Here is a 25,406-nt window from a genome sequence, read left to right as displayed (position 1 = left end):
CCATGGGCCTAGCCGAACAGGGCCTGGCCCCACCACTCCCCCGGCTTGCGCACGCCCGCCGGGCAGGCGAAGTGGGCGGAGCCGACGTGCTGGAGGCGGGCCGCCGCGGCGCCGGGTACCGTCGCCGGAGGACCGCGACGATCAACTCCCAGCCGCAGGAATCCGGTGCCACCCGTCCGCCGTTGGTGACCAGGGCCCTGCTGGTGCGCTTCGTCTCCCTGCTCGGCGGCTCCGTCGGCTTCAACCTGCTGCTGTCCACCGTCCCGCTGTACGCCCAGGAGACCGGCGGCGGCGAACACGCGGCGGGCCTGGCCACCGGCGCGCTGATGCGGGTTCGGCGCCGCGCAGAACGCCACGCTCGCGCTCATGTACGCGCGGGTGCCGCTCGCCGGGTTCGGGACCGTCACCGCTCTGTGGAACGTCGCCTACGACGGGGCGATGGGCGTCGGCGCGGTGGCCTTCGGAGCGGTCGCGGGCGGGACGGGGTATCCGTGGGCGTTCGCGCTCACGGCGGCGGTGATGCTGGCGGCCCTCGCCCCGGCGCTGTCCGGTGATGGACCAGTGGCTCAGACGGTGGTCCAGACGGTGGTTCAGGCGCGGAAGACGTCCGTGTGCTCGGCGGCGAACTCGGCGAAGGAACGCGGCCGGCGGCCGGTCAGCTTCTCCACGTCCGAGCTGACCGCCGATGCCTGCCCGGCCGCGTACAGCCCGTACAGCTCGACCATGCCCTCGGCCCGCCACGCCTGCCAGCCCGCGCCGAGCATCCCGGCCAGCGCCTGCTCCGGCGTGAGCGCGGTGTACGCCACCGGGCGGCCCACGGCGGCGGCCAGCTGCTCGGCCAGCTCCCCGTGGGTGAGCGCGGCCGGGCCGGTCAGGGTGTAGACCGCGCCCTCGTGCCCCTCGGTGGCCAGCACCTCCACGGCGGCTGCCGCGACGTCCCGGGCGTCCACGTACGACACCGCGCCGTCGCCGCCCGGCACGGCCAGGGTGCCGGCCTTGACCGACTCGGCCATGCCGAGGAAGTTCTGGTAGAAGCCGTTCGGCCCGAGCACCGTCCACGGCAGGCCGGAGGCCTTCAGGTGGTCCAGGCCCGCGACGTGCGAGCCGACGAAGCGCACACTCTCCGGCCGGTACTCGACGCCGGCCGCCGCGTGCAGCACGATCCGCGGGCGGCGGCCGGTGCGGACGGCGGCGTCTATCACGTTCCGCTCATGGGCGGCCATCTCCGGGTGCACCGCCACGAGCAGGTAGACGGTGTCCGCCCCCGCGAGGGCCGCGTCCAGCGAGTCCGGGTCGGCGAAGTCGGCGGCGACCCGCTCGACCGCCTCGTCCCACTCTGCCGGACCCTCGGACCCGGCGCGCACCAGCGCCCGAACCGCCTGGCCGCGCTCACGCAGCCCCACGACCACCTTGGAGCCGACCGTACCGGTGGCACCCGTCACGACGATCACGGATGTTTCTCCTTGTTTCCCCGTTGTTCCCCGTTCGCGACGTGGACCTGATTCCGCGTCAGATGGATGATCGCAGCCGAGGGGTGGAGGATCAAGGTCGGGTTCCGGGCGGGTGCTCGTCGAGTCCGGGCCGGATGCCCGTCGAGTGCCTGTGGGGAGTGCTCGGAGCTGCTCCGACACGCACGGGGCCGTGCTGTTCCTCGACTTGGGGTGAGCCGGGCGCTTGGATGGATCCGGCCTGGTCACCGTCCGGACGAGCGTCCGGACACCGTCCCTTGGCAAGCCGAGGAGCCACCACCGTGAACGAGACGACCGATCCCGACCCCGCCGCCGCGGCCCGCCGGATCACCGAGCGGCGCGAGCAACTCGGCCTCACCGAGGAGTTCCTGGCCCACCGGGCGGCGATGGCCCCCTGCTATCTGCGCCACCTGCTCGAAGCCGGGCCCGCCTTCGACCCCGGCGGCTTCGTGCGGATCGCCGCCGCCCTCGGCACCAGCCGGGAAGAACTCCTGGAGGGACGCACCGCCGCCCCGCCCGGCCGCGGCGGACCGGGCCCGCGGCCCCGGCTGCTCCACCTGGCCGAGGCCGAGTGCTGGGAGGCGGTCGGCACCCAGGGCGTCGGCCGGATCGGCCTGCCGGTGCGGCCCGGACCGGTGGTCCACCCCGTCAACTACGTGGTCGACCGGGACTCCTTCGCCTACCGCACCGGCGAACGCGCCGCCACCGCCCCAAAGGAGGGCGCCGAGGTGTCCTTCCAGGTCGACCACATCGACGAGTGCCTGGGGCGCGGGTGGAGCGTGCTCGCTCTCGGGGAGGCGCACTACGTGGACGACCCGGAGGAGCTGCGGCGTCTCGACGGCCTCCCCGGCGCGGCCCCCTGGGCGGGTGGCTACCGGCCGAAGTGGGTGCGGATCAGGCCGGCCGAGATCAGCGGGCGGCGGCTGGTCACCTCCTGACCGGAGCCGGTCCCGCGTTTCTGCGGACGGTGAGCAGGTGATGGCCGAGAGCGGGTGCGGCGAGCGCGGCCTCCCAGCACCTCCGGGTGCTGCACGGTACCGCCCTGCTGGCGCGCGCCCGCGACGGGCGGCAAGTCCGGTACCGGCGCAGTACGTTGGGCGACCAGCTGGTGGCGGGGCCGGGCAGGGGTGACGCCCGCCGTCGAGGGATACTCCTCGGATGGACGGATCAAGGACTGGCTGGACCAACTCCACCCACGACTGGGCCGCGGTCGTGGACGTGGACCACCTCGCCGGCATCCGACGCGAACCCGGGAGCTTCGCGCCGGGTGGGGTGGAGCACCTCGTGCTTGAGGTGGTCGCGTACGCGGCCGACGAGGCGGCGAGTCGGGGCGAGGGACGGTGCGTCGTCACGCTGAACACGGACGGCTCGGTCACCGTGCGGGACGACGGGCGGGGTACGGACACCCGGGTCGACGAACGCGGCGAGGTGGTCAAGAAGCCGGTGATGGCGACCAAGGACCTGCGCTTCTTCGACTCCCCGGAGGCGGAGCAACTCCCGGACGGGTGGCCGCGCCGGGGCATTTCGGTCGTCGCGGCGCTCAGCACCCGGCTGCTCCACACCAACCGCCGCCTCAACGGAGCCTGGACCCAGCACTACGAGCACGGCATCCCGGCGACCGGCCTCGATCCGATCGAGCCCGACGGGACCACCGGCACCTGCGTGACCTTCCTGCCGGACGGCTCGTTGGTCCCGCGGAGCCCGCTGGACGCGGACCGGCTGGCCCGGTGGGCGGCGCACTGGCCGGTCCTGGACGTCCGGGTCGAGGACCGCCGGGACGGCGCGTGACGGGGGCGGGTGCGCGGCCTGGCGAATGGTCCGCCGGGCCCGCCCGCCGGTGTTCCGAGCCCGTCTTGTAGCGGGCGATACGCGACGCTACGCTCGCCGCCATGAAGCAGCTGAACGTCCGACTGGACGACGCCGTGCACGAGGCCCTGGAGCAGCGCGCCGAGGCGGCCGGGATGAGCCTGCCGGACTACGCCCGCAAGGTGCTGGCGGAGGAGGCGGACGAGCGGCGGGAGCGGTTCCTGACCGCCGCCGCGCACTTCGCGCAGGCCTGGGGGCCTGCGTTCGAGGAGGAGTTCGGGCCGTACCCGCGGAGCACCCGCGAGGCCACGGCGGACGCGGCGTGATCCTGCGGGTCGACCGGGCGTGGCTGCTCGACATCGCCCACCAGATCCTGCCGAGCGACCCGGACGTCACCGACCACGGCACCCTCGCCGCCGCTGTCGCCCGGCACGCCGACGCCGTCAAGGAGATGCCCGTCTACGACACGGTGCACCAGCGTGCGGCAGCGCTGATGCACCAACTGATCCGCGTCCCGGCCCTGGAGTCGGCCAACGAGCACTTCGCCGCGGTGGTCGCCGCCTCCTATCTGAGCGCCTCCGGTGTCATCGTCACCGCCGAACCCAAGCAGGCCGTCGACCTCGCCGCCCGCATCCGGGCCGGGCACGTCGACGTCCGTGAGACCGCGGACGCCATCCGCACCTGGTTCCGCTACCAGTGACGACGCTGACGGCTTCGAAGTCGAGGCCCGGGACGGTGTGGGGCTCGATGCTCCCGGCCGCGAGCAGGGCCTGGTGGTGTTCGTGGTGCGTCACCTCGGCCGGGCCCCGCCCGTGCTCGTACATGGCGTTGAGCACCCGGGCCGCGTCGGGCATGGGAGCGGCATGAAGCCGGTGAGGCCGTCGTCGTCGCACAGCTCCCGCAGCCAGTCGGTGGTGCTGGACGGCGCGATCGGCCACAGGGCGGACATCGGGTCCGGTTCGTCGAACATGCGGTCGTGATCGTAGACGGGTGATCGCCGTCAGACGGCCAGCAGCTGGGTGCGGGCGAGGGCCGCGTACAGGCCGTCCTGGGCGAGCAGGTCGGTGTGGGTGCCGACGGCGCGGATACTGCCGGCGTCGAGGACGACGATCCGGTCCGCGTCGGCCGCGGTGGCCAGCCGGTGGGCGATCACCAGGACGGTGGTGGTGCGGGCGACCTGGGCGACGGCCTCGCGCAGGGCCTGCTCGTTGGCGGCGTCGAGCTGGGAGCTGGGCTCGTCGAGCAGGAGCAGCCGGGGGCGACGCAGCAGGGCGCGGGCGATCGCGACCCGTTGGCGCTGGCCGCCGGAGAGGGCGCGGCCGCGTTCGCCGAGCTGGCTGTCCAGGCCGTCGGGCAGGGTGGTGACCAGGTGGTCGAGCCGGGTCAGGGTCAGGATGCGGCGCAGCTCGGTCTCGCTGACGGTGCCGGGCGCGCCGAGGCAGAGGTTCTCGCGCAGGGTGCCGGCCAGTACGGGGGTGTCCTGTTCGACGTAGCCGATGGCGGCGCGCAGCTCGGTCAGCGGCCAGTCGCGCAGGTCACGGCCGTCCAGGGTGATGGCGCCGGCGCTTGGCTCGTAGAAGTGTTCGAGCAGGGCGAACAGGGTGCTCTTCCCGGCGCCGGAGGGGCCGACCAGGGCGGTCAGGCCGCCGGCGGGCAGGTCGAGGTTGAGGCGGTCGAGGACGGGGTGGTCGCGGCCGGGGTAGCGGAAGGCCACGTCGCGGAAGGCGAGACGGGCGGGGGCGCGCGCTGGGGTCTGCCTGGAAGGCGTGTGGCTGGCAGGAGTCTGCCCGGCAGGGGCCTCGCAGGCCGGGGTGAGCGGTTCGACGGGCAGCTGCTCGACCTCGGCGATCCGCTCGACCGCCGCCAGACCTCGCTGCAACAGGCCGGTGCCGGCGACCAGTTGGGAGAGCAGCGGGCCGAGGTAGACGAGATAGAGCAGGAAGCTGATCAGGCTGGTCACGCCGAGCCGTCCGTCGCCCACCCGGGCGGCCCCCAGGCCCAGCACCGCCAGGAAGGCCACCTGGACGGCCAGCGCCGAGGCTGCCTCGGTGACCGTCTCCCAGGCCGCCGCCCGGCTTCCGCTCGTCCAGGCCCGCTCCGCGGCACCGGCGGCCTGGGCGGTGAGCTGCGGCTCCAGCCCGTTCGCCTTGACCGTACGGAAGGCGCCCAACGCCCGGTCCAGCAGCGCGCCCAGCTCGCCGACCACCGTCTGCGCCTCCTTGGCCGCGCGCAACACCCGGGGGAGCAGGCTGCCGGAGAGCAGGGCCACCAGCAGCAGCACCCCCACCGTCACGCCGCACAGCACCGGGTCGAGCAGCAGCATCGCGACCAGCGCGCCGAGCGTCAGCAGCAGCGAGGTCGCCGAGCCGACCAGGGCCTGTGCGGTGGCGGCGCGCAGCAGCGTGGTGTCGGAGGTGACCCGGGAGATCAGGTCGCCGGGGCGCAGCCGGTCGAACTCGGGCACCGGCAGCCGCAGGAGCCGGGCGGCGAGCGTGCCGCGCGAGCGCCGCACCACGGTCTCGGCGATGAGCTGGAGCTGGTACGAGCCGAGGGCGTTGAGCAGCACGCCGGCGAGCATCACCCCGGCGAGCATCATGGCGGGCGCGGTGGCCGGGCGGTGGTCGGTGAGCGCGTCCAGGACGGAGCGCGCCGCCGCGGGCTGGATCAGGCCGACCAGGCCGCCGAGCAGGCTGAGCGTGCCGGCTGCCGCCAGGCGCCCGCGCTGCGGCCTGAGTTGGCGGGCGAGCAGGCGCCAGGCGGGGGGTGAGGGCGCGGGGGGCATAGCGGTGCCTTTCGGATCGGGGGCCCGGGGGAAGGGAGTCGGCGGCGCGGGTCAGGCCAGCAGGAGCGCCCGGTCCCAGGCGGTGGCGGGCGCGCGGTCGAGGGCGAAGGTGTGCAGGGCGAGAGCGGCGCCGGCGGCGCCGGTGAGGAAGCCGGCCGGGTCGTCGGTCCAGCCGTTCCGGGTCCGGGGTGCCTCGAAGGCGAAGGGTGCTGCGGGGTCGGTGAGTCGGAGCAGGTGCTCGGCCAGGGCGGGCAGCTGCCGTGCCACCCGTGAGTCGCCGCTGTCCTGCGCGACCCGCCAGGCGCACTGCAGCAGCCCGCCCCAGCCGTGGCAGAGCCCGGCATCCGTGAGGCCGTCGTGGCCCGAGGCGCGGGCCAGGGCCGCGAGCAGCGCCTCCTCGGCCGTTCGGCGCCACTCCGGCACGTCGAGCGCCAGCCCGGCCAGCTGCAACGACCGTGCGATGCCCGGCGACCCGTAGCACCAGGACGGCCGCCCGGGCGCGTCCTGGCCGGGTGCCGGAACCACGGAGGCAGGCTCGACGGAGGCCGGCCACCAGGGCCCGGCCGCGTCCGTACGGATCTCGCCGAGCAGCCACTCCACCAACCGGGTGATCGCGGCGTCCTGTCCGGGCACCCGCACCCCCTGCCGCCGGGCCAGCGCGAGCAGCGCGAGCGGGCCGGGGGCGCCGTGCGCCAGGCCGAGGTTGGCGTGGCCCAGCTCGGGCGCGACGGCGGCGTAGCTGTGCACGTCCTGGGCGACCCACCAGCCGGGCAGCCCGGCCAGCGGCTCGGTGAGCAACACCAGCGCCCGCAGGACCTGCTCCGTTGTGGGGCGGTCGTCGTCGAGCAGGACGGCGCCGAGCCCGGCCAGGCCCGAGATCAGGTCGTAGGACTCCAGGGCGGTGTGGCCGGCGCCGTCGGTGATCCGCTGCCGCTCGCGCCGTGCCAGGCGGTCGGCGAGGACGGCGGTCTGGTCGCGCAGGTGGGTACGGGCCGCGCGGTAGTCCTGCGCGGTCGCGGCGGCCCGGGGCAGCGCGAAGCAGAGTGCGGGCACGGCGTCGTACAGCCCGTTGCCGGGGGCTGCGGTCCGGGCCGAACGGGCCGCCAAGGTGAGCCAGTTGTGGGCCTGGGTGCGGAACGTGTCGTCGTAGCGGGCGAGTTCGGCGTACAGCAGGGCGATGCCGGGGGCGCCGCCCGCCAGGCCGTTCGGGTCCCACGGGCGGCCGGATGCGGCGAGCTCGGCGGCCACCCGGTCGGGGTCGGCGAGGCGTTCGGCGGTGGCGGCGACGGCCGCGGCGGCGCGTTCGCGCAGTGGCGTGATGGTGTCAACGCGGTCGCTCGGACCGTGCATGTCGTTCATGCTGTTCATACGGCGGCCCCGACCGGGCTGAGCGCCGCCGCCCGACCCCGGTACGCCCGCACCGTGCGCCGCGCCAGGGCGAGCGAGCGCTCCTCGCCGGTGCGGTCCACCCCGATCAGCCGGTTGTGGTGCATGTGCAGCAGCGCGCCGAGCGCCGTGTCGGCGCTGCTCCACCGCTCGTCAAGCCGCGCTCGGTAGGCGGCCAGGGCGGCGGCCCGCTCGTCCCAGGAGGCGAGCAGTTCGCTGCCGCCGGGCAGACGGCCGAGTTCGGTCCAGTGGCCGCTGGGGTCGATCAGCGCCTTGGCCTGTTCCCTTACGGGCAGCGGAAGTTCGTGCCGTTCGGTGGCGCGGTAGAACCGGGTGAGCAGGCCGAGGTCGCCGAAGTGGTGTGCCAGGTCGACGTAGTTGGCGGCGACGAGCGTCAACGGGTCGAGGTTCAGGCGGCGTTCGCGGAGCAGGCGAAGCTGTGCCAGGCAGGAACGGCTGTCGGCCGCGAACACCCGCTCGGCGGCGGCCATCGCCGCCGGACCGCCATAGCGCTCCAGCTCCGGTTCGTAGCCGTCCAGGACCAGCCGGTCGGCGAGCCCGTCGGCGGCCAGACGCTCGGCCCAGGCACCGAGGACTGGCAGCAGCTCGGCGCAGAGGGCGGTCGGGTCGCCGTGGAAGCGCAGCCGCAGGTGGGGTTGCGGGTCGAGGTAGCGGACGAAGAACCAGCGGTCGACCGCCGCGGGCAGCCGTTCCAGCAGCGCGGGCAGTTCCCGGCTGAGCAGCTCGTCCTGCCGGGCCGTGGAGCAGCGCAGCCTGGCGTACAGCCAGGACGAGCCGGGGCCGTGGACGGTCCGCCGCCGGGGCGGGGCGACAGCCGGGGTGCGGGCCGTGCCGGGGGAGCGGCGGATCAGGGAGAAGGACAGCTCGTTGGCGCGGCCGCCCTCGCCCAACCAGTCGGCCGGCTGCTCGGGCAGCTCCTGGAGGTACCCGCCGCCGCTGCCGGTCCACTCGTGGCGCAGCAGCTGGCGGTGGCGGTCGTCCGCCAGGTCGAGGGTGATCCGCTGGTCGTCGCTCACGCTCTGCACCGTGCGCGGCACCCGCCAACGGCTGCGCCACCGCTCCAGCAGCGCCGACCACTGCTCGTACGGCAGGTCGGCATCGCGCAGCCCCGGCTCCTCGGGCCGCCAGCGGGCCGGGCTGAGCACGGTGCGCCCGTAGCGGACCCGGGGCAGGAAGGGCAGCGGCTCGGCGGCGCCCCAGCGCCAGCGCGGCCAGACGGCCGAGGTGCCGCGGGCGAGGTCGTCCAGCAGCCGGGCGGCGTTGGGCGCGTGCGTATCGGTGGCCAGCATGTGCGGCACGGTCGGCACCACCTCCCGGCCGAGCCGGCGGGAGACCACCGCCAGCCGGTCGTGGTCGGCGACCACCGCGAGGTCGGCCGGGCCGAGGGTGCCCCGGTCCGAGCGGTCGGCGAACTGGCCGAGCGTGACGCGGTACGGCAGTACCCGCGGTGCCCGGGCCACATTGCCGGTGTGCGCGCGGGGCGTACGGAAGGTCAGCTGGGCGCGGACGGCCTCCGGGTTGTCGGTGGGCAGGGTGCGGATGGTGTCGGTCAGCGGGTGTCCGGCGTCGCCCAGCAGTCGTGCGAAGCGGCCCGCCATCGCCCCGGCGGTGGCGCCGGTCCCGGTCACCACCAGGGTGAAGTCGCCGTCCGCGAGCGCCTCGGGCGAGGCGGCCCGCAGCTCGACCAGCAGGTCCAGTGACGGGGGAGGGGGGGTGCCGGCGCCGCCGAGCCGGGCCAGCAGCTCGTCGTCCAGCAGCAGCTCGTGCTCCCCGCTCGCGGCGGCGCGCTGGGCGAGCGTCAGCAGTAGCTCGTCGCGAGCGTCGGCCGGCTCGCCGGGCCGCAGCGCGCGGGTGCCGCGGGGCAGCTGGTAGCCTGCGGGCGCCCCCAGGCCGCGCTCGGGGTCGAGCAGTTCGAGCAGCGGCACGGCGCGGCCCAGCCCGTACCGCTCCATGAAGTCCTCGTGGTACTGGCGCAGATGCGCCGGCCCCGGACGGCCCGCCGAGACCGCCCACAGCGCGTGCGCGGCCCGCTCGACCTCGGTGCGGACGGCGGCCGGCAGCCGCACCTCGACGTCGAGGCCGAGGTCGACCTGTACCAGCCGCTCGGCCGGGTACAGACGGCGCATCCGCTCGGTCAGCGCCCGCCACCGGGGCAGGCCCTCGCCGGGCGCGGTTCGCTCATAGGCCGCCAAATCGGCTTGTACGGCGCGCAGTTCATCGGCAGCCGGAAGGGGAAGCCGAGCCAGCAGGTGCCCGATCGGGTCCGGCTCCTCCAGGGGCGGCAGCAGGTCGGTCAGCAGGATCTGGGTGCGCACCAGCTCGCCGAGCAGCCAGTCCACCGCCGCGCCGTCCACCTGCGGATGCGCGGCGGTGACCGCCCGGTGCAGCTCGGTCCAGGGTAGCGGCTCGGCGGCACGGTCCAGCACGGTGCGGATCGCGGCCGTGTGGCGGATCGACAACTCCCGCCCGGCCGTGCGCTGCTCGGTGCCGGGCACCGGGAGGTACGGCAGCACCAGCCGGTCGCCGCGCAGCTGGCACAGGTCGTTGGCGGTCACCCGCAGCCCGCGCAGCACCGGTAGCTCGCGCTCAAGTACGGCGACCAGCCCGGTCAGCCACTCCTGGTCGGGGCGGGCCGCCTTGCGCGGCTGCCCGCCCCAGCGCACGGCGGGCTGCTCGGCGAAGCGGGCGGTGGCGACCCCGGCCATCAGGCCGAACGGGGTGGCCCGGTCGGACATCCGCAGCCGGTACCGGGTGACCGCGCGGGCCGCCTTGCGCAACTGCTTGGGCTTGACCGGCAGACCGGCCTCGACCAGGTCGAGCACCCGGCTGAGCGAGGGGCTGGACACGGCGACGGCCTCACGCAGCAGCGGGTCGGCGAGGGCGGCGTGCAGCTGCTCCAGGTCGGAGCCGGGCGAGGCCGGGGCCTCGGGCAGGGAACGGGCCGGCCGGACGGCGGCCCGCAGCAGGGCGACCTCGCCGCAGGCGAAGGTCGGCGTGTCCGGCATAAGCGGGGTCTCCTACCAAGGGGCGCGAACGGGGAACGGGAAGAAGGAAAGGGGAAACGTGAAAAGCCCGGGGCGGCGGCCCGGGGGATCGGCCGCCGCCCCGGGAACGGGATCAGTCGCAGCAGCGCGAGTTGCGGGTCGAGTTGCAGGAGAACGGCCAGGAACCGCTGGCGGCCGCGTTCTGCGCCTCGGTCTCCTCCTGCGCGGGGGCGCTGATCTCCAGGACGTCGAGCTCCAGGATGTCGTTCATGGCGAACCACCTTTCGTGGGATCCAGTGAGTTTCCGTCAGAAGGGCCAGCGCGGTACCCGAGCGGTCTTCCGTAGGCTCCGTGGCCCTTCCGACACCAGAAACATTAGGCAGGGTCGATCAACACTCGATCGACCAAAGGTCAGCGCCGCCACGCTCCCGATCGACGCCCGATCAACGCGCCCGCGCCGAAGACCGGACGGGGCTCGGCATCGGGGCCGTCCTCTGCTCCGGGCCTGTCTCTTGGGCCCTTGCCGGGGCCGCGGCCTGATCCGCCACAATCCAGGGGACAGGCCCTAATCTGTGCGACAACCGACGAAGATCGACGGCCGTGTGACCCGCGGCCGAGCTGGGGGGAAACAGCGTGGGCGAAGGCCAGACGGAGCTCGGGTTCTCGGTGCTGGGGCCGATGCGCGGCCGGCGCGACGGTGCGGCGCTGCGGCTCGGCAGCCCGCAGCAGCAGGCGATGCTCGCCGTCCTGCTGCTGCGCCCGGGCGGGGCGGCCGGTGCCGCCGACCTGATCGAGGCGCTCTGGGGCGAGGAACCGCCGCAGGCCGCGACCACCACCGTCCGCACCTACGCCTGGCGACTGCGCAAACTGCTGGAACCCGGCCACGGCACACCCTCCGTCCTGGTCTCACTCGGCGACGGCTACCGGCTGGTGCTGCCCCCGGACGCGGTGGACGCGCAGCGGGCCGAGCGGCTGGCTGCCCGCGCGGAGGCCGAGACCGCCGCCGGACGCGCCGCGCAGGCACGTCAACTGCTCAACGAGGCACTGGAGTTGTGGCAGGGCGAACCGCTGGCCGGGATCCCCGGCCCGTACGCGAAACGCCAGCGTGACCGACTCGGGGAGCTGCGGCTCGCGCTGCAGGAGGAACGGATCGCGCTCGACCTGGCGCTCGGCCGGGCCGCGCGCTGCGTGCCCGAGCTGACCGCGCTCACCACCGAGCACCCGCTGCGCGAGCGGCCGCACGGCCTGCTGATGCGGGCGCTGTGCCGCAGCGGGCGGCAGGCGGACGCGCTGGCGGCCTTCCGGCGGTTGCGCGAGGTGCTGGTGGACCAGCTCGGCGTGGAGCCGGGACCGGAGCTGACCGAGCTGCACCGGCGGATCCTGAACGGGGAGGAGTCCGCGGACGAGGCCCAGGCGGTGGACGACCCGCCCGTGCCGGCCGGGCAGTCCGTGGCGGAGGCGGCGCCCGCCGGTCTTCCCCGCCCGGCCCAACTCCCGCCCACAACCAGCGACTTCATCGGTCGGGCCGCCCAGGTCGACGCCATCCGGGCCGCCCTCACCGCCCCCGCCCGGGACGCGCTGCCCGTGGTCTCCGTGGTCGGCATGGGCGGCGTCGGCAAGACAGTGCTGGCCGTGCACGCAGCCCATGGCGCCCGGACCGCATTCCCCGACGGCGAGCTGTACGCCGACCTGCGCGGCGCCGATGCCCTCCCAGCTGGCCCCGCAGACGTGCTGGCCGGCTTCCTGACCGCGCTCGGCACCCGCCCCGAGGCCGTACCCGACAGCACCGACGACCGCACCGCGCTGTTCCGCTCACTGACTGACGGCCGGCGTCTGCTGGTGGTCCTCGACAACGCCCGTGACACCGCGCAGATCCGGCCGCTGCTGCCCGGCTCGCCCGACTGCGCAACCCTGGTCACCAGCCGCACCCGCCCGACCAGCCTGCCCACCGCCCTCCAGCTGGACCTGGACGTCTTCACGCCCGAGGAGGCCGTCGACCTACTCGGGCGGGTGATCGGCCCCCAGCGCCTGGCGGCCGAGCCACAGGCGGCACTGGACCTGGCGGCGGCCTGCGGCTACCTGCCGCTCGCGGTCCGGATCACCGCCGCCCGGCTGGCCGCGCGCCCGCGCTGGACCATCGCCAGCCTCAGCGAACGGCTCGCCGACGAGCAGCGCCGGATCGACGAACTGCGGATGGGTGACCTGGCCGTCGACGCGGCCTTCGAACTCGGCTACCGCCAACTGACGCCGGAACAGGCCCGCGCCTTCCGGCTGGCCGCCTGGTCCGAAGGGCCCGACCTTGGCCTGGACGCCGCCGCGGCCTTGCTGGACCTCGCGCCGGAGGAGGCCGAGGAGCTGCTGGAGTCCCTGGTGGACGCCGCCATGCTCGACTCGCTCACCGCCGGCCGCTACCGCTACCACGACCTGCTGCGCGGCTTCGCCCGCCGCACCTCACGGGCCCAGGGGGCCGAATCCGAGGCCGCGCGCAGCCGGCTGCTGGGCCACCTGCTGGCCGGCGCCCGTACGGCGTTCCAGCTCGCGGTGCCCGGCGACCCGGTGGCCGGGGCGCTCGGCGGCGATTTCGCGGGACCGTCCGGGCCGGTGCTCGCCGATCTGCCCGCCGCGCGGACTTGGGTCCGGGCGGCGAGCCCCGGCGCGATCGCCCTGGCCGGCCGACTGGCCACCGAGACCGGACCCGCCGATCAACTCCGCGCCGTCACCGACCTGTTGATCGCGCTCAGCCCCTTCGGCCCCGGCGAACTCGGCGGCCGGCTGGAGGCGGCGGTCCTCGCCTTGGTCGGCGCCGCCACCTCGAGCGGCGACCGCTTCGCCGAGGGCCGGGCCCGCTTCCTGCTCTGCGGCCTGCGGCTCGCCGCTACCCGGCTGGACGAGGCCCGTACGGAAGCCGAACTCGCGGAGCGGGCCAGCCGGGCGGCCGGGGACACCGTCATCCTGCGCCAGGTGCTCAACGACCTCGGCCTGATCGCCCAGGCGCTGCGCCGCAACGAGGAGGCGATCCGCCGCTTCGAGGAGTCGGTCGAGCTGGCCCGCCACCTGGACCACCGCTCCGGCGCGGTGGCTGGCACCGTCAACGCCGCGCTGGCCCGGGTACGGCACGGCCAGGCGGCGGAGGCAGCCGAGACCTGCGAGCGGGTCCTGCCCGAGGTCCGCGCGCTCGGCGACACCGCCAACACCGCGTACACCCTCTACGTGCTGGGCCTCGCCCTGCACGGCCTGGGCCGCTACCAGGAGGCCGCCGACCGCTGCCGCGAATGCCGAGCCCTCGCCGCCACCGCAGGGCGCCGCGACCGGGAGGCCCTGGCGGGCGTGCGCCTCGCGGAGGCCCTGCTGGCCCTGTCCCAGCCGGGACAGGCTGCGGCGGAGGCCGAGACGGCCCTGGCGATCACCGTGGAGACCGGCGCCCAGCGCGACCAGGGGTACGCACTGGTCGTCCTCGGCCGCTCCCTCGCCGAACTCGGCCGCCCCGGCGCCTCCCGGGCCCGACTGCACGAGGCGCATGCCATCTTCGAACGCCTCGGCCTCCCGGACGCCGCCGACGTCGCCACCCTCCTCGGCGAGCTGGTCGCGCTGCCAGCCGAGGCGTGATCGTCGCTGCTGCTACCTCGGCGTCCGGCAGGACACGCACCAGGCGCCGGTGCCGTTCCACTCGTCGATCCGGTTGCCGCCACCCGAACCGGTGCCGTCCGCGGTGATCTGGTGCGCCTGCGTCTGCGCCCGGGCCGCCGTCTGGGCCTGCGCGGAGGCGCCGACCTGCGGCAGGACGACCAGCCCGACGGCCACCGCCACGGAGGCGAGCCGGGCTGCGAAACGGGAGCTGCTGCGGTGCTTGATCATCCGAGTGCGCCTCTCTACCAAGTTGCCCGCCGGGTTTCGGCGGCAGACGTATGCTGCCACTTCCCGATCAACACAGGATCAACGACCAGGCGCCGGCCCCCTTGACCCGTTCAACCACGGGCCAGTTCCAGCGTCTGGCGAAGGTTGTGCTCGGCGATGCCCGCCATGGCAGCCCGGTCCGGGAAGTCCCCGTCGAGCAGCCGCAACGGGCCCGCCGTGAGGGAGAGCCGCTGGGCCAGGGTGTAGAGAGCGAGCCGGTCCTCGTCCAGACCGTCCACCCGCAGCGGCAGGTAGGCGTCGCGCAGGCGGATCCGCAGGAAGACGTGCTCCCACTCGACGTCGAAGTACATCGCGCCCTCGATGTCGATCACCACCGGGCTCCCGTGGGCGTCCACCCGGACGTGGTCGGGCCCCAGTTCGCCGTGCACGACGGCGTAGTCCGCGCGCGGCCGCACGGTCGCCGCCAGCGCGAGCAGCCGCTCCTCCAGCCGCTCGCGGGCTGCCGCGATCCGCGGATCACGCGACGCCGCCTCGGCAAGGTCCCGCAGGGCACGGTCCAGGACGACCCCCTCGCAGGACGTCCCGTGCGAGGTCCCGCCGTCGTCGACCACGGCCACCTTGCCGTAGGCGGGCGCGCGGTGACCGCGCATCGCCTCCAACGCTTCCCCGAGCCGGGCCGCCACCGGCGCGGCGGCCTGCGGGTCGCGGGTGAGCAGTTGCTCCAGGCTCTCGCCCCGTACGTCCTCGACGATCGCCAGGCCGGTCGGACCGTGCGCCCCGTCGCGGTCGACCAGCCGGATCGCAGGGACACGGACACCGAGCGCGGCCAGCCGCGCATGTGCCGCCTCGAACAGGTCGAGCCCGAGACCGGGCGAGAACGGGTCGGCGAGATCCTCGTCCCCCTCGGCCGCCGGCCAGTAGTTCTCCGCGTCGTCCCACAGATAGGCGACCGCGGTCGTCGCATCGTCCATCACCAGGCGGTACACGCCCTTCTTGCTGCCACCGGTCACCCGCTCGACCGCCGCCAACCGCCGGCCGCCACCCAGCGCGGCCCGCGCCGCCCCGGCCAACCGCTCCCGCGTCACAACCCCCGGTACCACGTCCCGAACCGCCTCTCCGTCAGCACGACCCACGCACGCTACGGGACAGCCGAGTCGGGGACCACCGGTTAACCGCACCTTGGCCCGGCGCGCGGGTGCGTGAGAGTCTCACGGTGACGAGCTCTCGGGAGAGGTCGCGCAGGCGCGGGGTTGTCGGCGGGGCCGACTTCCCACTCTGCGTGCCGCCCTCTGCCGGTCCGAGCCGGGCTCACCGTTGGAGGATGCGCCGGAGCCAGCGGGTGCGGGCGTCGTGGGCGTCCTGGGAGATGACCGCGTGCGGGGCGAGGGTGTCGAAACCGTGGCAGGCGCCGGGCCACACGTGCAGTTCGGCGTCGCCGCCGGCCTGCCAGATCGCGTTGGCGTAGGCGACGGCCTCGTCCCGGAACGTCTCGGCGGACCCCACTTCGACGTACGCCGCAGGCAGCCGGCACAGGTCGGTGGCACGGGCCGGGGCGGCGTAGGGGGAGAGGTCGGCGGCGCCGTACCGGTCGCCGAGCAGAGCCTGCCAGGCGGTGGCGTTGGAGGCGCGGTCCCAGGTGTCGTGGCCGGCCATCTGGTGGCTGGAGAAGGTGTCGCCGCGGTCGTCGAGCATCGGGCTCAGCAGCAGCTGGCCGACCGGTGCCGGACCGCCTCGGTCACGGGCCAGCAGCGCCAGGGCCGCGGCGAGCCCGCCGCCGGCGCTCTTGCCGCCGATGACCACGCGCCGCGCGTCCACGCCCAGCACGTCCGCGTTCTCGACCACCCAGTCGAGCGCGGCGTAGCAGTCCTCAACCGCCCCGGGGAAGCGGGTGCGCGGCGCCAACCGGTACTCGACGGACACGACCGCCAACCCCAGCGGCAGCGCCCACGCGCGCAGCAGCCGGGGCAGGACCGACCACGCGTTGCCCGTCACCATCCCGCCGCCATGCAGGTAGTACAGCAACGGCAGCGCCTCGCGAACCCCGGTGGCGCGCGCACTGACGAGCGTGACGTCGCCCCCGCCGTCGGCCCGCGGCACGCGCAACTCCTCCACCTCGAACCGGCCGCCGTCGCGCAACCGGTCGAGCGTCGGACGGGGCCGGGCGGCGACGTCCCGCTCCTGCCACGCCGCCAGGCCCTCCGGGGTGAGCACCTCCCGCGCCTGCTCGCCAGCGGCCGTCACTGCCGCCCCCACCTGCGGATCCAGAGGAGGCACACGCCGAACCGCCGCTCCACCCACCATCAGTACCCCCTCGCCGAGGGGCGCCCAGCAGCGCCCGACCAGCACAGCTTGCCAGCCCTGCTCGTGCTGACGCGCAGTGCCCCCGAACCGCCCCGGAGTGCGGGTCGTCGCCGTCACTCGGCAGTAAGGACCGCCGACCTGCTCGGCTGGGAGGTGGTCGAGGAGGCGGTCGACTCCGAGAGCGACGAGGTCCTGTGCGTCGCGCTGGCCGGACCCGCTCCGCAAGGCTAGTGGTTGCCCTCCACCACCACCGTGCGCGGGGCCTCGGCGAGAACGATGCCGTTCCAGGTCGCACGCATCATCGGGGTCTCCTCCGGGGGGTCTGGCGGCCGAGCGGTCTGGCGAATGCACCACACGGCGGTCCCTGGAGAGGGCGTACGAGCGGTGGCGTCACGCCGCCCAGCCTGCGCGTCGGCCCCGCCCGGCCGTGCGGGGACTGTCGGCCACACGACCATGTCCGCTGCCGGTCGTCGGCCGGGCGCCTAGCGTGGTGGGGGTGACGGGTGGACCCGACGAGGAGGACCGGCGATGAGCGAACAGCAGCTGGCGGACGTGATCGTGATCGGCCTCGGCCCCGGCGGCGAGCACGTCGCCGGACGCCTCGCGGAGGCCAGCCTCGACGTGATCGGCATCGAGGCCGAGCTGGTCGGCGGTGAGTGCCCGTACTGGGGCTGCATCCCCAGCAAGATGATGATCCGCGCCGGGAACCTGCTCGCTGAGACCCGGCGGGTCCCCGGGATGGCCGGACGCTCCCAGGTCGCCCCCGACTGGACGCCGGTCGCGCACCGGATCCGCGACGAGGCCACCGACGACTGGAACGACCAGGTCGCCGTCGACCGGCTCACCGGCAAGGGCGGCCGCTTCATCCGTGGCAGGGCCCGCCTGACCGGCCCGAGGAGAGTGTCAGTGAACGGCCAGGAGCTCACCGCCCGGCGCGGCGTCGTGATCGCCACCGGCACCCGCCCCACCGCCCCGCCCGTCCCGGGGCTGGCCGAGGTGCCGTACTGGACCAACCGCAACGCCATCGCGGCGAAGGAGCTGCCGGAATCCCTGCTGGTGCTCGGCGGCGGCGCGATCGGCCTCGAACTCGCCCAGGTCTTCGCCCGCTTCGGCACCGTCGTCACCGTCGTCGAGGCCCTGGACCGCCTGCTGCCGAACGAGGAGCCCGAGGCCAGCGGGATGATCGCGCCGATCCTGGAACGGGAGGGCATCGAGATCCGCACGGGGGCCCGGGCCGTCCGCGCCGAGCACGACGGACCGACCTTCACCCTCCACCTGGACGGCGGCGAGCTCCTGACCGCCGAACGCCTCCTGGTCGCCACCGGCCGCCGCGCCGACCTCAGCGAACTCGGCCTGGACACCGTCGGACTCGACCCCGCCGCCCGCGCCGTCCCCACCGACGGACAGCTGCGCGCCGCCGACGGCCTCTGGGCGATCGGCGACGTCACCGGCCACGGCGCCTTCACGCACGTCGCCATGTACGAGGCCGAGATCGCCGTCCGCGACATCCTCGGCGACCCCGGCCCCGACGCCGACTACCGCGCCCTGCCCCGAGTCACCTTCACCGACCCGGAGATCGGCGCCGTCGGCCTGACCGAACAGCAGGCCCGCACGGCCGGGCTGACCGTCCGCGCCGGCAGCACCCAGCTGCCGTCCGCCACCCGCGGCTGGATCCACAAGGCCGGCAACGAGGGCTTCATCAAGCTCGTCGCCGACGCCGACCGGGGCGTGCTCGTCGGAGCGACCTCCGCCGGGCCGACGGGCGGCGAGGTGCTGTACGGGCTGGCCGTCGCGATCCAGGCCCAGGTACCGCTCAAGCGACTGCGGCACATGATCTTCGCCTACCCGACCTTCCACCGCGCCGTCGAGGCTGCCCTCGCCGACCTGGGATGACCGACCACCGCTGCGGACTGTCGGCTCGCCGACAGTCCTCAACCACCCGGGGCCCCGTCGCGCCTACAGGGACCGCCATGCCGGACATCCTCGGCCTGCGCGCACCCGCCCGATGGCCCTTCGGGCGGCGGCCTGGACGGCCCGCAGCCCGCCGAGAGGCGGTGCCGCGACCAGGTCCACAGTGTGGCGGTCAGGGCGGCCGGGCTCACCAGCAGGAGGGGGAGCAGAATGCCGGGCGAGCGGGCGTCGAGCAGGGCGGGGAAGATCCGGCCGGTGCCGGCGACGGCCAGCAGGGCGGTGGTCAGGGTGGTGCCGAAGACGAGCGCCGGCGCCCGCGGCGAGCCGTGGCGCAGACGGTGGGCGCTGTAGGCCCAGGCCCAGACGGCGGCCGCGGCCGCGCTGAGGATCACGAACGCGAAGACGCCCGCGATGAGGTGGTTGAGCTGGTCGGTCTCCTCCACGGCGGAGCCCCACTGCTCCCGGGGCGGAAGGTGGCTGCTGGGGGAGGAGCGCGTGGCGAGGACGGGGCCGAGCCTCGCCGACGCGCTCCACCAGCCGCATGAGTACGGCTACTCACTTCGCCCGGGCGGGAAACCCAGGCTGCTCAGGGGGCTGCGCCGAACCACCGGGCCAGCGCGTCCAGCAGGGACTGCTGGTCGTCGCCCACCCACGCCACGTACCCGTCGGGTCGCAGCAGGACGGCGGGGACGTCCAACTCCCCGCCCGCGTCGACGACGTGGTCGACCCGGTCCGCCCAGCCCGTCACCGCGAGGCGGCCGCCGGTCCGGTCGAGCAGCAGCCCGTGGCCGCCACGCATCAGCTCGTAGAGGCGCCCCCGCTTGAGCTGGACGTCGCGCAGTCGCCGACCGAGCAGTTCGTGGCCCTCGCCGAGGTCGTAGCGGACCCCGACCGCGGTGACCATCTCGGTCATGTACCGGTTCACCTCCTCGAAGTCCATCAGCGTCGAGAGCAGCTCCCGCAGCGCGGCGGGACCGGCCTCGGTGCCCATCAGCGTCATCTGGGCCCGGGTGTTGGCCAGCACCCGGGCGCCCACCGGGTGGCGTTCGGCGTGGTAGCTGTCCAGCAGGTCGGCCGGGGCCCAGCCCCGAATCTGGGCCGCGAGCTTCCAGCCCAGGTTGTAGGCGTCCTGGATGCCGAGGTTGAGGCCCTGGCCGCCGGTGGGCGGGTGGATGTGCGCCGCGTCGCCGGCCAGGAAGGCCCGGCCGACCCGGTAGCGCTCGGCCTGCCGCGTGGCGTCGCCGAAGCGGGAGAGCCAGCGCGGCGAGTGCGCGCCGAAGTCGGTGCCCGCGACGCCCATCAGCTGCCGCCGGAACTCCTCCAGGGTGGGCGCGGTGCCGCGGTCCTCGACCACGTCCGCGGCGGGCACGACCACGCGGTACACCCCGTCCCCCTGGGGGATGGTGCCGAAGCGCAGCTGGGTCCGGCGGACCTCGGTGACGACGGACTCGATGGTCGCCGGGTCCTCGGTCAGCGACAGCTCGCCCAGCAGGGTGTCGGCCTTGGAGGGCTCGCCGGGGAAGCCGACCCCGAGCAGCTTGCGCACCGTACTGCGCCCGCCGTCGCAGCCGACCAGGTAGCGCGAGCGCAGCCGCGTGCCGTCCGCCAGCTCGACGTTCACCCCGTCCTCGTCCTGGCTCAGCCCGACCACCTCCTGCCCGCGCCGGATGTCGGTGCCCAGTTCGAGGGCGTGCTCGTTGAGCAACTGCTCGGTGACCGGCTGCGGGGTGGTCAGTCCGTACGGGTGGGCGGTGTCCATGGTCTCCGGCCACGGCTTGTGGATGCCGCCGAAGAAGCCGCCGACCGAGAACTTCCCGCTCACCGCGAGGAACCCGTCCAGTAGCCCGCGCTGGTCCATCATCTCCACGCTGCGCACGTGCAGGCCCCGGCCGCGGGACTGCGAGGTCGGCTCGGTCAGCCGCTCCAGCACCACCACCCGCACGTCGTGCAGTCGCAGTTCGCTAGCCAGCATCAGACCGGTCGGCCCGCCGCCGACCACGATCACGTCGATCATCAGTACTTCCCCCATGGGTTCGCGCGAGGCCTGTACCCGGGACAAAGACGCAGGTATGTCGCGAACCGAAGATTTCGCATGTTCCGGCCTCGGTCGATGATTCTGCGCCATGACCGGGTCCTTGCCGCAAGGCCCCCCGGGCGAGGTAGGTTGGTGGTGGCAGGGAGGGATGACTTCCTTGCTTTTTTCGTTTTCGTCGACTTGCGGCGGGCCGTCTGCTTTCAATTCGGTGGTGGGGGAACGGCGGGCCTGCCAGGATGGCGCCCTGCTGATCTTCAGGAGCAAGGCCGCGTGGGCGGCCGAAGGCGCTGCGCGCGGAGTGCCGGCCGCCTCGATGTCATGTGCGGGTGAGCCGGATCCGTGGTGTCTCGGGGCTGACCCGGGCGGCGATGCGGCGACTGGAGGAGGAGCGGTTCTGGGCCGGCGCTGTCGCCGGCTCCCCGGCCGAGTGCCGTCAGCACCTCGGGCAGCCCGGTCTCACCGGCAGCCGACCGCTGACGGCAGAGGCGTCTGACGCTTCGACAGCGGACGCTACGGGGTCGAATGTTCGGGTGGGACGGGAACGGACGGGCGAGCCCGGGTGTCGACCGTCTGGTGCGGGCGCGCACCCCTGGTGTCCTCGGGCAGTGCCGGTGCGCCCGCGGCGACGGGTGCCCGGCCACGCCGTTGACGGCGGTCGTTCGGGCACGTCAGGCTCGAAGGGTCGCCGAGGGCGGGCGCGTTGGTCGCGCCCCGGCGAAGACGCCCATCGTGCACCCCTGTGTGGAGGTCCCCGTGTCCAAGCGCCGCCTCGCCCTTCCCGAAGCTGCCGTCGCCGCCCTGACCCTCGCCGCCCTGCTGTTCCCGGCGGCCGACGCCCAGGCCACCCCGGCCGCCGACTCCTGCACCCAGAACTGGAGCATCAGTTCCGCCGAGGGCTATGCCAACGGCAAGTGGTGCAACAACAACACCAAGATCGTCGGAACGGTGCACGACACCAAGGCGGACGGCCGTTGTCCGTTCGTGCGCGCCGACATCTCCAGCGGCAGTGTCGTCGACAGCGACTGGGCCGGAGGCAAGGGCAAGTCCCGCGCCATCACCATGTACGCCCCTTCGGGCACTCACTTCACCAGGGTCTCGATGAGCTACATCAACTGCTGAGCACGGCCGCGTCAGCCCGTCCTGCGCGACCCATGGCAGCGGAAGCGTCAGGACGTCATCGCGGCTCGGTCGGACTCGCTGCGCAGGACGCAGAATTCGTTGCCTTCGGGGTCGGCGAGGACCGCCCAGCCGGAGCCATCGGGATTCCGGTGATCGGTGACAAGGGTGGCGCCGAGGCCCAGCAGCCGTTCCACCTCCTGATCGCGCGAGGTCTCCGGGCGCAGACACACATGGAGCCGGTTCTTGCTCGTCTTGGCCTCGGGCACCTGGCTGAAGTACAGGACCGGGCCTTCCGCCAGCAGCACCTGGACCTCCGGATCACCCGGCTTGTCCTCCGGATGCAGCGGACGGCCGGTCACCCTGCTCCAGAACCGGGCCAGCTCATAGGCATTCGTACAGTCAATCGCCACGTTCTGCAATACCGAGACCATGCGCCCGAGCCTGCCCGATTTCCACTTCGAACACCACCGAGTTGGCAGGGTGCCCGACCGGCTAGCCGCCGCCCCGGAGGACCTGGAGACCCAGGACACCTACTGCGCCACCGGCTTCCTCCGCCGCGCCGCCGAGGCCCTCCACCGCCACAACAGCGTCGCCCGGCGGCTCGAACAGATCGTCAAGGTCCTGGAGTCCGACCTGTCCGACCCCGCCGGGCTGACCCGCGCCAGGCTCGCCCTCGTCGCCCCCGGCTACCCGGTCTTCCGGATCTCGGGCAGCTGAGCGGGAGTCGGCGCCAGATAACGGAGCTTGCCCTCCTCCATGCCGACCAGGCGGCCGCCGTTGGCCTCGATCACCAGCCGGGAGGCGGCGTTCGACTCGTCGCAGGTCAGGAGCACCTCGGTGATGCCGAGCGCGGCGGCGACCGGCAGGGCGGCGGCGAGCATCGCCGTCGCGTGGCCCCGGCGCCGGGCGCCCGGCCGTACGTCGTAGCCGATGTGCCCGCCGACTCGCTGCAACCTCGGGGTCAGCCGGTGGCGGATCGCGATCCGGCCCAGCAACCGGTCGCCCTCGGCCCACCAGAGCGTCGTCATCGGCACCGCCGTGTCCGGGCGCATGCCCGCCTCGGTGCGCTCGGCCAGGACCCGGGCGACATAGCTGCCGAAGGCGGCGGGGTCGGTTAGGGCGGCCGGGTCGACGTCGGTGACGAACCACGGGACGGGGTGGCCGAGTTCGTGGAACTCGGCCACCGCCGCCAGGAACGAGGTCCGCAGGCGGACCGTCGGATCGATCAGTTCAGGCATCGCGCCATGATGCCCGTCGGGGTGGATCTCAGGGCCGGGACCGACCGTCAGCCCTTGCCGCCCGCCGCGAGCACCTGGGCCGCCGCCACGCCGGCAGCGCTGTTGCCGTGGCCGCCGCCCTCGACCTCGGCCGCGACGGCGAGGTCGTTGCGGTAGGCGATGAACCAGCTGTTGGTGGCCTGGCCCGAACCGGCCTCGACGGTGCCGGTCTTGGCGCCGATCTGGCCGCTCAGCCCGGACATCGGGGCGCGGGCGGTGCCCTGGGTCGCGGTCCCGGCCATCATCGCGCGCAGATCGCGGGCGACGTCCGCCGGCAGCTTCCTGGGCGCGGAAACGCGCTTGACGTCCTCCCGCAGCACGGGCTGACGGAACGTTCCGCTCTGCACGGTCGCGGCCACCGAAGCCATCAGCAGCGAGTTCACCTGGATCTGGCCCTGGCCGATGAACTCGGCCGCCGCCTCGTCCTTGTTCCCCGGCACCGGGATGGTGGCGTCCCGGCTCGGGATGCCGATGCGCCACTGCAGGCCGAGACCGAACTGCTCGCGCGCCACCGTCGCCAACGTGCCCGGCTGCAGCTTTTCCAGACCCTTGTCGATGAAGCCGGTGTTGCAGGAGCGGGTGAAGTCGTCGGTGAGCGTGTAGTTGGGGAAGTCCCCGGGCTCGTCGTTGTGCCAGGCCCTGGGGGAGTTGGTGGTCTCCTTGCACGGCACCACGGTGTCCGGGCCCACCCCGGCCTCCAGCAGCGCGGCCGAGGTGATCACCTTCATCGTGGAACCCGGCGGCTGCCCGCCCCCGACCGCGCGGTTGAAGCCGCCCTGCGGGGCGTACGCCATCGCCAGGATCTGCCCGGTGCTCGGCTGGACGGCCACCAGCGAGGCCGGCTTTCCGCCCGCCGACTGCTGCTTTACCGCCTCCTCGGCGACCTGCTGGAGATCGGCGTCCAGGGTGAGCTTGACCTGCGGGGCGCTCGGCGGGGTGAGGACGAACAGCTGCTCTGGATCCTGCGCCCCGCCGCCGGACAGCACCACGGCCTGCCCGGTCACCACCGTGGCGCCGTCGGGGGGCGCGATCTGCGGCAGCACGCTGCGCAGCGACGGGAAGGAGTCCAGCGGACGGCCCTGGCGGTCGGTCGGCTGCGACACCGGGTTGGGCAGCGGCCGCACGGCGATCGTCTTGCCCGCGCCGAGCTTGGGGTGGACCACGCTCGGCGCCCACCGCACCAGCGTGCGGCCGTCGGCCGCACGCATGACGCCCAGCACACTGTCGTACTCCCAGGCCTCCGTGGCCCCGTCGAACTCCGCCCGCACCTTGAAGCCGACGGCGGGCTCGCTCGGCGTACCGGACGAGGCCGGGCCCGTCCCGGTCAGGGCGAGCGACTTGGCCGGCACCCCGTCGTGGAACGCGCTCAGCGCCATCCGCGCGGCCTCCGGACGGTCGGTCAGCCCGGCCGCGACCGTGAACTCCCCCCGACCCCAGGCCGCCAGGAAGTCCTTGGCGACCGCCTCAGCCTGTGCCGCGTCCGGCGGCTGCTGCGGCGACCGCGTCGCGGCGGCCGCCCTGTCGCCGCCCCCGTTCCCGGAGGAGCCGCCCGACACGGCGCTCATCAGGTTGTAGGCGCCGTACCCGCCGACCCCGACCAGAGTGGCGAACACCCCGCCGACCGCCACCAACGCGACCCGGCGGGCGGTCGAACGGCGCGGCGGCTCGTCCTCGTACTCCTCGTACTTCGCGTGATCGGTGAAGTCGGTGCACTCCGGTTCCTTGTGCATCCTGCTCCGTCCCCCCCTGTGTATGTCCTGTTCACAGGCCCGCCCGAGCTCCGATGCCGGACCGCGCGGTCGGCCGAAGGGTCGTTCGGGCCCGGACAAGCCTAATACTGCGGTTAATACTGCGGTCGGGATTGATGATGATCGGCCCTGGGGGATGCGGGGCGGGGGCGGTCGTGCAGCCGGGGCGCCAGGCGGGCGGCGGCCAGCCGGGCGACCAGGCCGCCCATGCTGTGCGCGACCAGGACGAAGCGGCCGGGGACGACGGCCTCGGCCAGGGCGACCAGGTCCGCTGCCAGCTGGTCCACGGTGAGCGGCGCGTCGCTGCGGGTGCTGCGGCCGAAGCCGGAGCGGTCGTAGGCGACCAGCCGGGCGCGGTCCGTGAGCAGGGGCAGCACCGCGTCCCAGGAGGTGCGGCCGAGGCCCTGGCCGGCTTCGAAGAGCACCTGGTCGGGGCCGGTGCCCGACTCCTCTCCTCTTCCCCGTCGCGCCGCCGCCTGATGAAGAGCGCGTCGGGGAGTGACAGCCGAAACGGCCCGTACGAGCGGATGCTCGTACGGGTCGTCGCCGTTCAGCAGTTGAGTCTTTCGGCCGTTGAGCCGTTCGGCCGTTCGGGCTCCCGGCCTCAGACCTTCTTCACCACGCTGGACTTGAGCTGCATCGCGCCGAAGCCCTCGATGCGGCAGTCGATGTCGTGGCCGTCGACGCCGTCGACCAGGCGGATGTTGCGCAC

26 protein-coding genes are annotated in these 25,406 nt (G+C 74.3%); 9 read left to right on the top strand and 17 right to left on the bottom strand.

Annotation, left to right across the window (positions count from 1 at the left end; genetic code table 11):
• Positions 1-8: 8 nt before the first annotated feature.
• Together ACWC9T_RS34550 and ACWC9T_RS34545 are read right to left on the bottom strand one after the other, a co-directional pair.
• Positions 9-368, bottom strand: a complete 360-nt coding sequence (locus tag ACWC9T_RS34550) for a hypothetical protein (RefSeq protein ID WP_449825009.1) — start codon at positions 366-368, stop codon at positions 9-11.
• Positions 369-590: 222 nt separating this feature from the next.
• On the bottom strand, positions 591-1,451 hold the full coding sequence (locus ACWC9T_RS34545; protein ID WP_449825008.1) for an NmrA family NAD(P)-binding protein: 861 nt from the start codon (positions 1,449-1,451) through the stop codon (positions 591-593).
• A gap of 299 nt (positions 1,452-1,750) precedes the next feature.
• On the opposite strand from ACWC9T_RS34545, the gene ACWC9T_RS34540 reads away from it, so the two are divergent.
• The 4 genes from ACWC9T_RS34540 to ACWC9T_RS34525 all read left to right on the top strand — a co-directional run bounded on the left by ACWC9T_RS34540 (position 1,751) and on the right by ACWC9T_RS34525 (position 3,975).
• Positions 1,751-2,407: a helix-turn-helix domain-containing protein gene (locus ACWC9T_RS34540; RefSeq protein ID WP_449825007.1), complete on the top strand. Its 657-nt coding sequence runs from the start codon at positions 1,751-1,753 to the stop codon at positions 2,405-2,407.
• A gap of 220 nt (positions 2,408-2,627) precedes the next feature.
• Complete coding sequence (locus tag ACWC9T_RS34535; protein WP_449825006.1) at positions 2,628-3,257, top strand: ATP-binding protein; 630 nt, start codon at positions 2,628-2,630, stop codon at positions 3,255-3,257.
• 101 nt (positions 3,258-3,358) lie between these two features.
• On the top strand, positions 3,359-3,601 hold the full coding sequence (locus ACWC9T_RS34530; protein WP_449825005.1) for a plasmid mobilization protein: 243 nt from the start codon (positions 3,359-3,361) through the stop codon (positions 3,599-3,601).
• Positions 3,598-3,975 carry a fic family toxin-antitoxin system, toxin component gene (locus tag ACWC9T_RS34525; RefSeq protein WP_449825004.1) on the top strand — a complete coding sequence of 126 codons (378 nt, stop codon included), beginning with the start codon at positions 3,598-3,600 and terminating at the stop codon, positions 3,973-3,975. Before ACWC9T_RS34530 ends, ACWC9T_RS34525 begins: the two co-directional genes overlap by 4 nt.
• 90 nt (positions 3,976-4,065) lie before the next feature.
• Here ACWC9T_RS34525 and ACWC9T_RS34520 read toward each other — a convergent pair whose 3' ends face one another.
• The 5 genes from ACWC9T_RS34520 to ACWC9T_RS34500 all read right to left on the bottom strand — a co-directional run bounded on the left by ACWC9T_RS34520 (position 4,066) and on the right by ACWC9T_RS34500 (position 10,719).
• Positions 4,066-4,245: a hypothetical protein gene (locus tag ACWC9T_RS34520; protein WP_449825003.1), complete on the bottom strand. Its 180-nt coding sequence runs from the start codon at positions 4,243-4,245 to the stop codon at positions 4,066-4,068.
• A 30-nt stretch (positions 4,246-4,275) separates the two neighbouring features.
• Positions 4,276-6,057 (bottom strand): ABC transporter ATP-binding protein, encoded by a 1,782-nt coding sequence (locus tag ACWC9T_RS34515; RefSeq protein WP_449825002.1) that lies wholly within the window; start codon positions 6,055-6,057, stop codon positions 4,276-4,278.
• Between the two features lie 51 nt (positions 6,058-6,108).
• Positions 6,109-7,407 carry a lanthionine synthetase C family protein gene (locus ACWC9T_RS34510; RefSeq protein ID WP_449825001.1) on the bottom strand — a complete coding sequence of 433 codons (1,299 nt, stop codon included), beginning with the start codon at positions 7,405-7,407 and terminating at the stop codon, positions 6,109-6,111.
• Positions 7,408-7,421: 14 nt separating this feature from the next.
• Positions 7,422-10,469, bottom strand: a complete 3,048-nt coding sequence (locus tag ACWC9T_RS34505) for a lantibiotic dehydratase (RefSeq protein ID WP_449825000.1) — start codon at positions 10,467-10,469, stop codon at positions 7,422-7,424.
• A 112-nt stretch (positions 10,470-10,581) separates the two neighbouring features.
• The gene (locus tag ACWC9T_RS34500) at positions 10,582-10,719 is read right to left on the bottom strand and encodes a hypothetical protein (RefSeq protein WP_188310224.1); all 138 of its coding nucleotides are present in this window, start codon (positions 10,717-10,719) and stop codon (positions 10,582-10,584) included.
• Between the two features lie 362 nt (positions 10,720-11,081).
• On the opposite strand from ACWC9T_RS34500, the gene ACWC9T_RS34495 reads away from it, so the two are divergent.
• Positions 11,082-14,054 carry a BTAD domain-containing putative transcriptional regulator gene (locus ACWC9T_RS34495; RefSeq protein ID WP_449824999.1) on the top strand — a complete coding sequence of 991 codons (2,973 nt, stop codon included), beginning with the start codon at positions 11,082-11,084 and terminating at the stop codon, positions 14,052-14,054.
• 12 nt (positions 14,055-14,066) lie between these two features.
• On the opposite strand, the gene ACWC9T_RS34490 is transcribed toward ACWC9T_RS34495, so the two are convergent.
• From ACWC9T_RS34490 to ACWC9T_RS34480, 3 genes are all read right to left on the bottom strand, one after another.
• A complete protein-coding gene (locus tag ACWC9T_RS34490) occupies positions 14,067-14,303 on the bottom strand; it encodes a hypothetical protein (RefSeq protein WP_449824998.1) in 237 nt (78 codons plus the stop codon).
• Positions 14,304-14,413: 110 nt separating this feature from the next.
• Complete coding sequence (locus tag ACWC9T_RS34485; protein WP_449824997.1) at positions 14,414-15,388, bottom strand: phosphotransferase family protein; 975 nt, start codon at positions 15,386-15,388, stop codon at positions 14,414-14,416.
• A gap of 223 nt (positions 15,389-15,611) precedes the next feature.
• The gene (locus ACWC9T_RS34480) at positions 15,612-16,544 is read right to left on the bottom strand and encodes an alpha/beta hydrolase (RefSeq protein WP_449824996.1); all 933 of its coding nucleotides are present in this window, start codon (positions 16,542-16,544) and stop codon (positions 15,612-15,614) included.
• Positions 16,545-16,652: 108 nt separating this feature from the next.
• On the opposite strand from ACWC9T_RS34480, the gene ACWC9T_RS34475 reads away from it, so the two are divergent.
• Together ACWC9T_RS34475 and ACWC9T_RS34470 are read left to right on the top strand one after the other, a co-directional pair.
• Positions 16,653-16,835 (top strand): hypothetical protein, encoded by a 183-nt coding sequence (locus ACWC9T_RS34475; RefSeq protein WP_449824995.1) that lies wholly within the window; start codon positions 16,653-16,655, stop codon positions 16,833-16,835.
• A gap of 297 nt (positions 16,836-17,132) precedes the next feature.
• Entirely contained in the window at positions 17,133-18,497 is a 1,365-nt protein-coding gene (locus ACWC9T_RS34470) for a dihydrolipoyl dehydrogenase family protein (RefSeq protein ID WP_449824994.1), read from the top strand.
• Positions 18,498-18,535: 38 nt separating this feature from the next.
• On the opposite strand, the gene ACWC9T_RS34465 is transcribed toward ACWC9T_RS34470, so the two are convergent.
• Together ACWC9T_RS34465 and rox are read right to left on the bottom strand one after the other, a co-directional pair.
• Positions 18,536-18,958 carry a hypothetical protein gene (locus ACWC9T_RS34465; protein ID WP_449824993.1) on the bottom strand — a complete coding sequence of 141 codons (423 nt, stop codon included), beginning with the start codon at positions 18,956-18,958 and terminating at the stop codon, positions 18,536-18,538.
• Positions 18,959-19,101: 143 nt separating this feature from the next.
• Positions 19,102-20,529 carry a rifampin monooxygenase gene (gene rox / locus ACWC9T_RS34460; protein ID WP_449824992.1) on the bottom strand — a complete coding sequence of 476 codons (1,428 nt, stop codon included), beginning with the start codon at positions 20,527-20,529 and terminating at the stop codon, positions 19,102-19,104.
• A gap of 774 nt (positions 20,530-21,303) precedes the next feature.
• Here rox and ACWC9T_RS34455 point away from each other — a divergent pair.
• The gene (locus tag ACWC9T_RS34455) at positions 21,304-21,669 is read left to right on the top strand and encodes a hypothetical protein (protein WP_449824991.1); all 366 of its coding nucleotides are present in this window, start codon (positions 21,304-21,306) and stop codon (positions 21,667-21,669) included.
• Between the two features lie 47 nt (positions 21,670-21,716).
• Here the strand turns inward: ACWC9T_RS34455 and ACWC9T_RS34450 are convergent, their stop codons facing one another.
• Positions 21,717-22,100, bottom strand: coding sequence for a VOC family protein (locus ACWC9T_RS34450; protein ID WP_449824990.1), 384 nt, complete (start codon positions 22,098-22,100; stop codon positions 21,717-21,719).
• Between the two features lie 49 nt (positions 22,101-22,149).
• Here ACWC9T_RS34450 and ACWC9T_RS34445 point away from each other — a divergent pair, with 49 nt between their 5' ends.
• Positions 22,150-22,386: a helix-turn-helix domain-containing protein gene (locus ACWC9T_RS34445; RefSeq protein WP_449824989.1), complete on the top strand. Its 237-nt coding sequence runs from the start codon at positions 22,150-22,152 to the stop codon at positions 22,384-22,386.
• Here the strand turns inward: ACWC9T_RS34445 and ACWC9T_RS34440 are convergent.
• The 4 genes from ACWC9T_RS34440 to ACWC9T_RS34425 all read right to left on the bottom strand — a co-directional run.
• Positions 22,356-22,907 (bottom strand): GNAT family N-acetyltransferase, encoded by a 552-nt coding sequence (locus ACWC9T_RS34440; RefSeq protein ID WP_449824988.1) that lies wholly within the window; start codon positions 22,905-22,907, stop codon positions 22,356-22,358. The genes ACWC9T_RS34445 and ACWC9T_RS34440 overlap by 31 nt on opposite strands.
• A 47-nt stretch (positions 22,908-22,954) precedes the next feature.
• Entirely contained in the window at positions 22,955-24,676 is a 1,722-nt protein-coding gene (locus ACWC9T_RS34435) for a penicillin-binding transpeptidase domain-containing protein (protein WP_449824987.1), read from the bottom strand.
• Positions 24,677-24,789: 113 nt separating this feature from the next.
• Complete coding sequence (locus ACWC9T_RS34430; RefSeq protein ID WP_449824986.1) at positions 24,790-25,119, bottom strand: alpha/beta fold hydrolase; 330 nt, start codon at positions 25,117-25,119, stop codon at positions 24,790-24,792.
• Between the two features lie 179 nt (positions 25,120-25,298).
• The coding region (locus ACWC9T_RS34425; RefSeq protein WP_449825010.1) for a PhnA domain-containing protein at positions 25,299-25,406 on the bottom strand (108 nt) is incomplete at its 5' end.

It is taken from the genome of Kitasatospora sp. NPDC001159 (genome assembly GCF_053598235.1).
The sequence above is the reverse complement of the archived record's forward strand: the minus strand, read 5'-3'. Positions and strand labels throughout refer to the sequence as shown.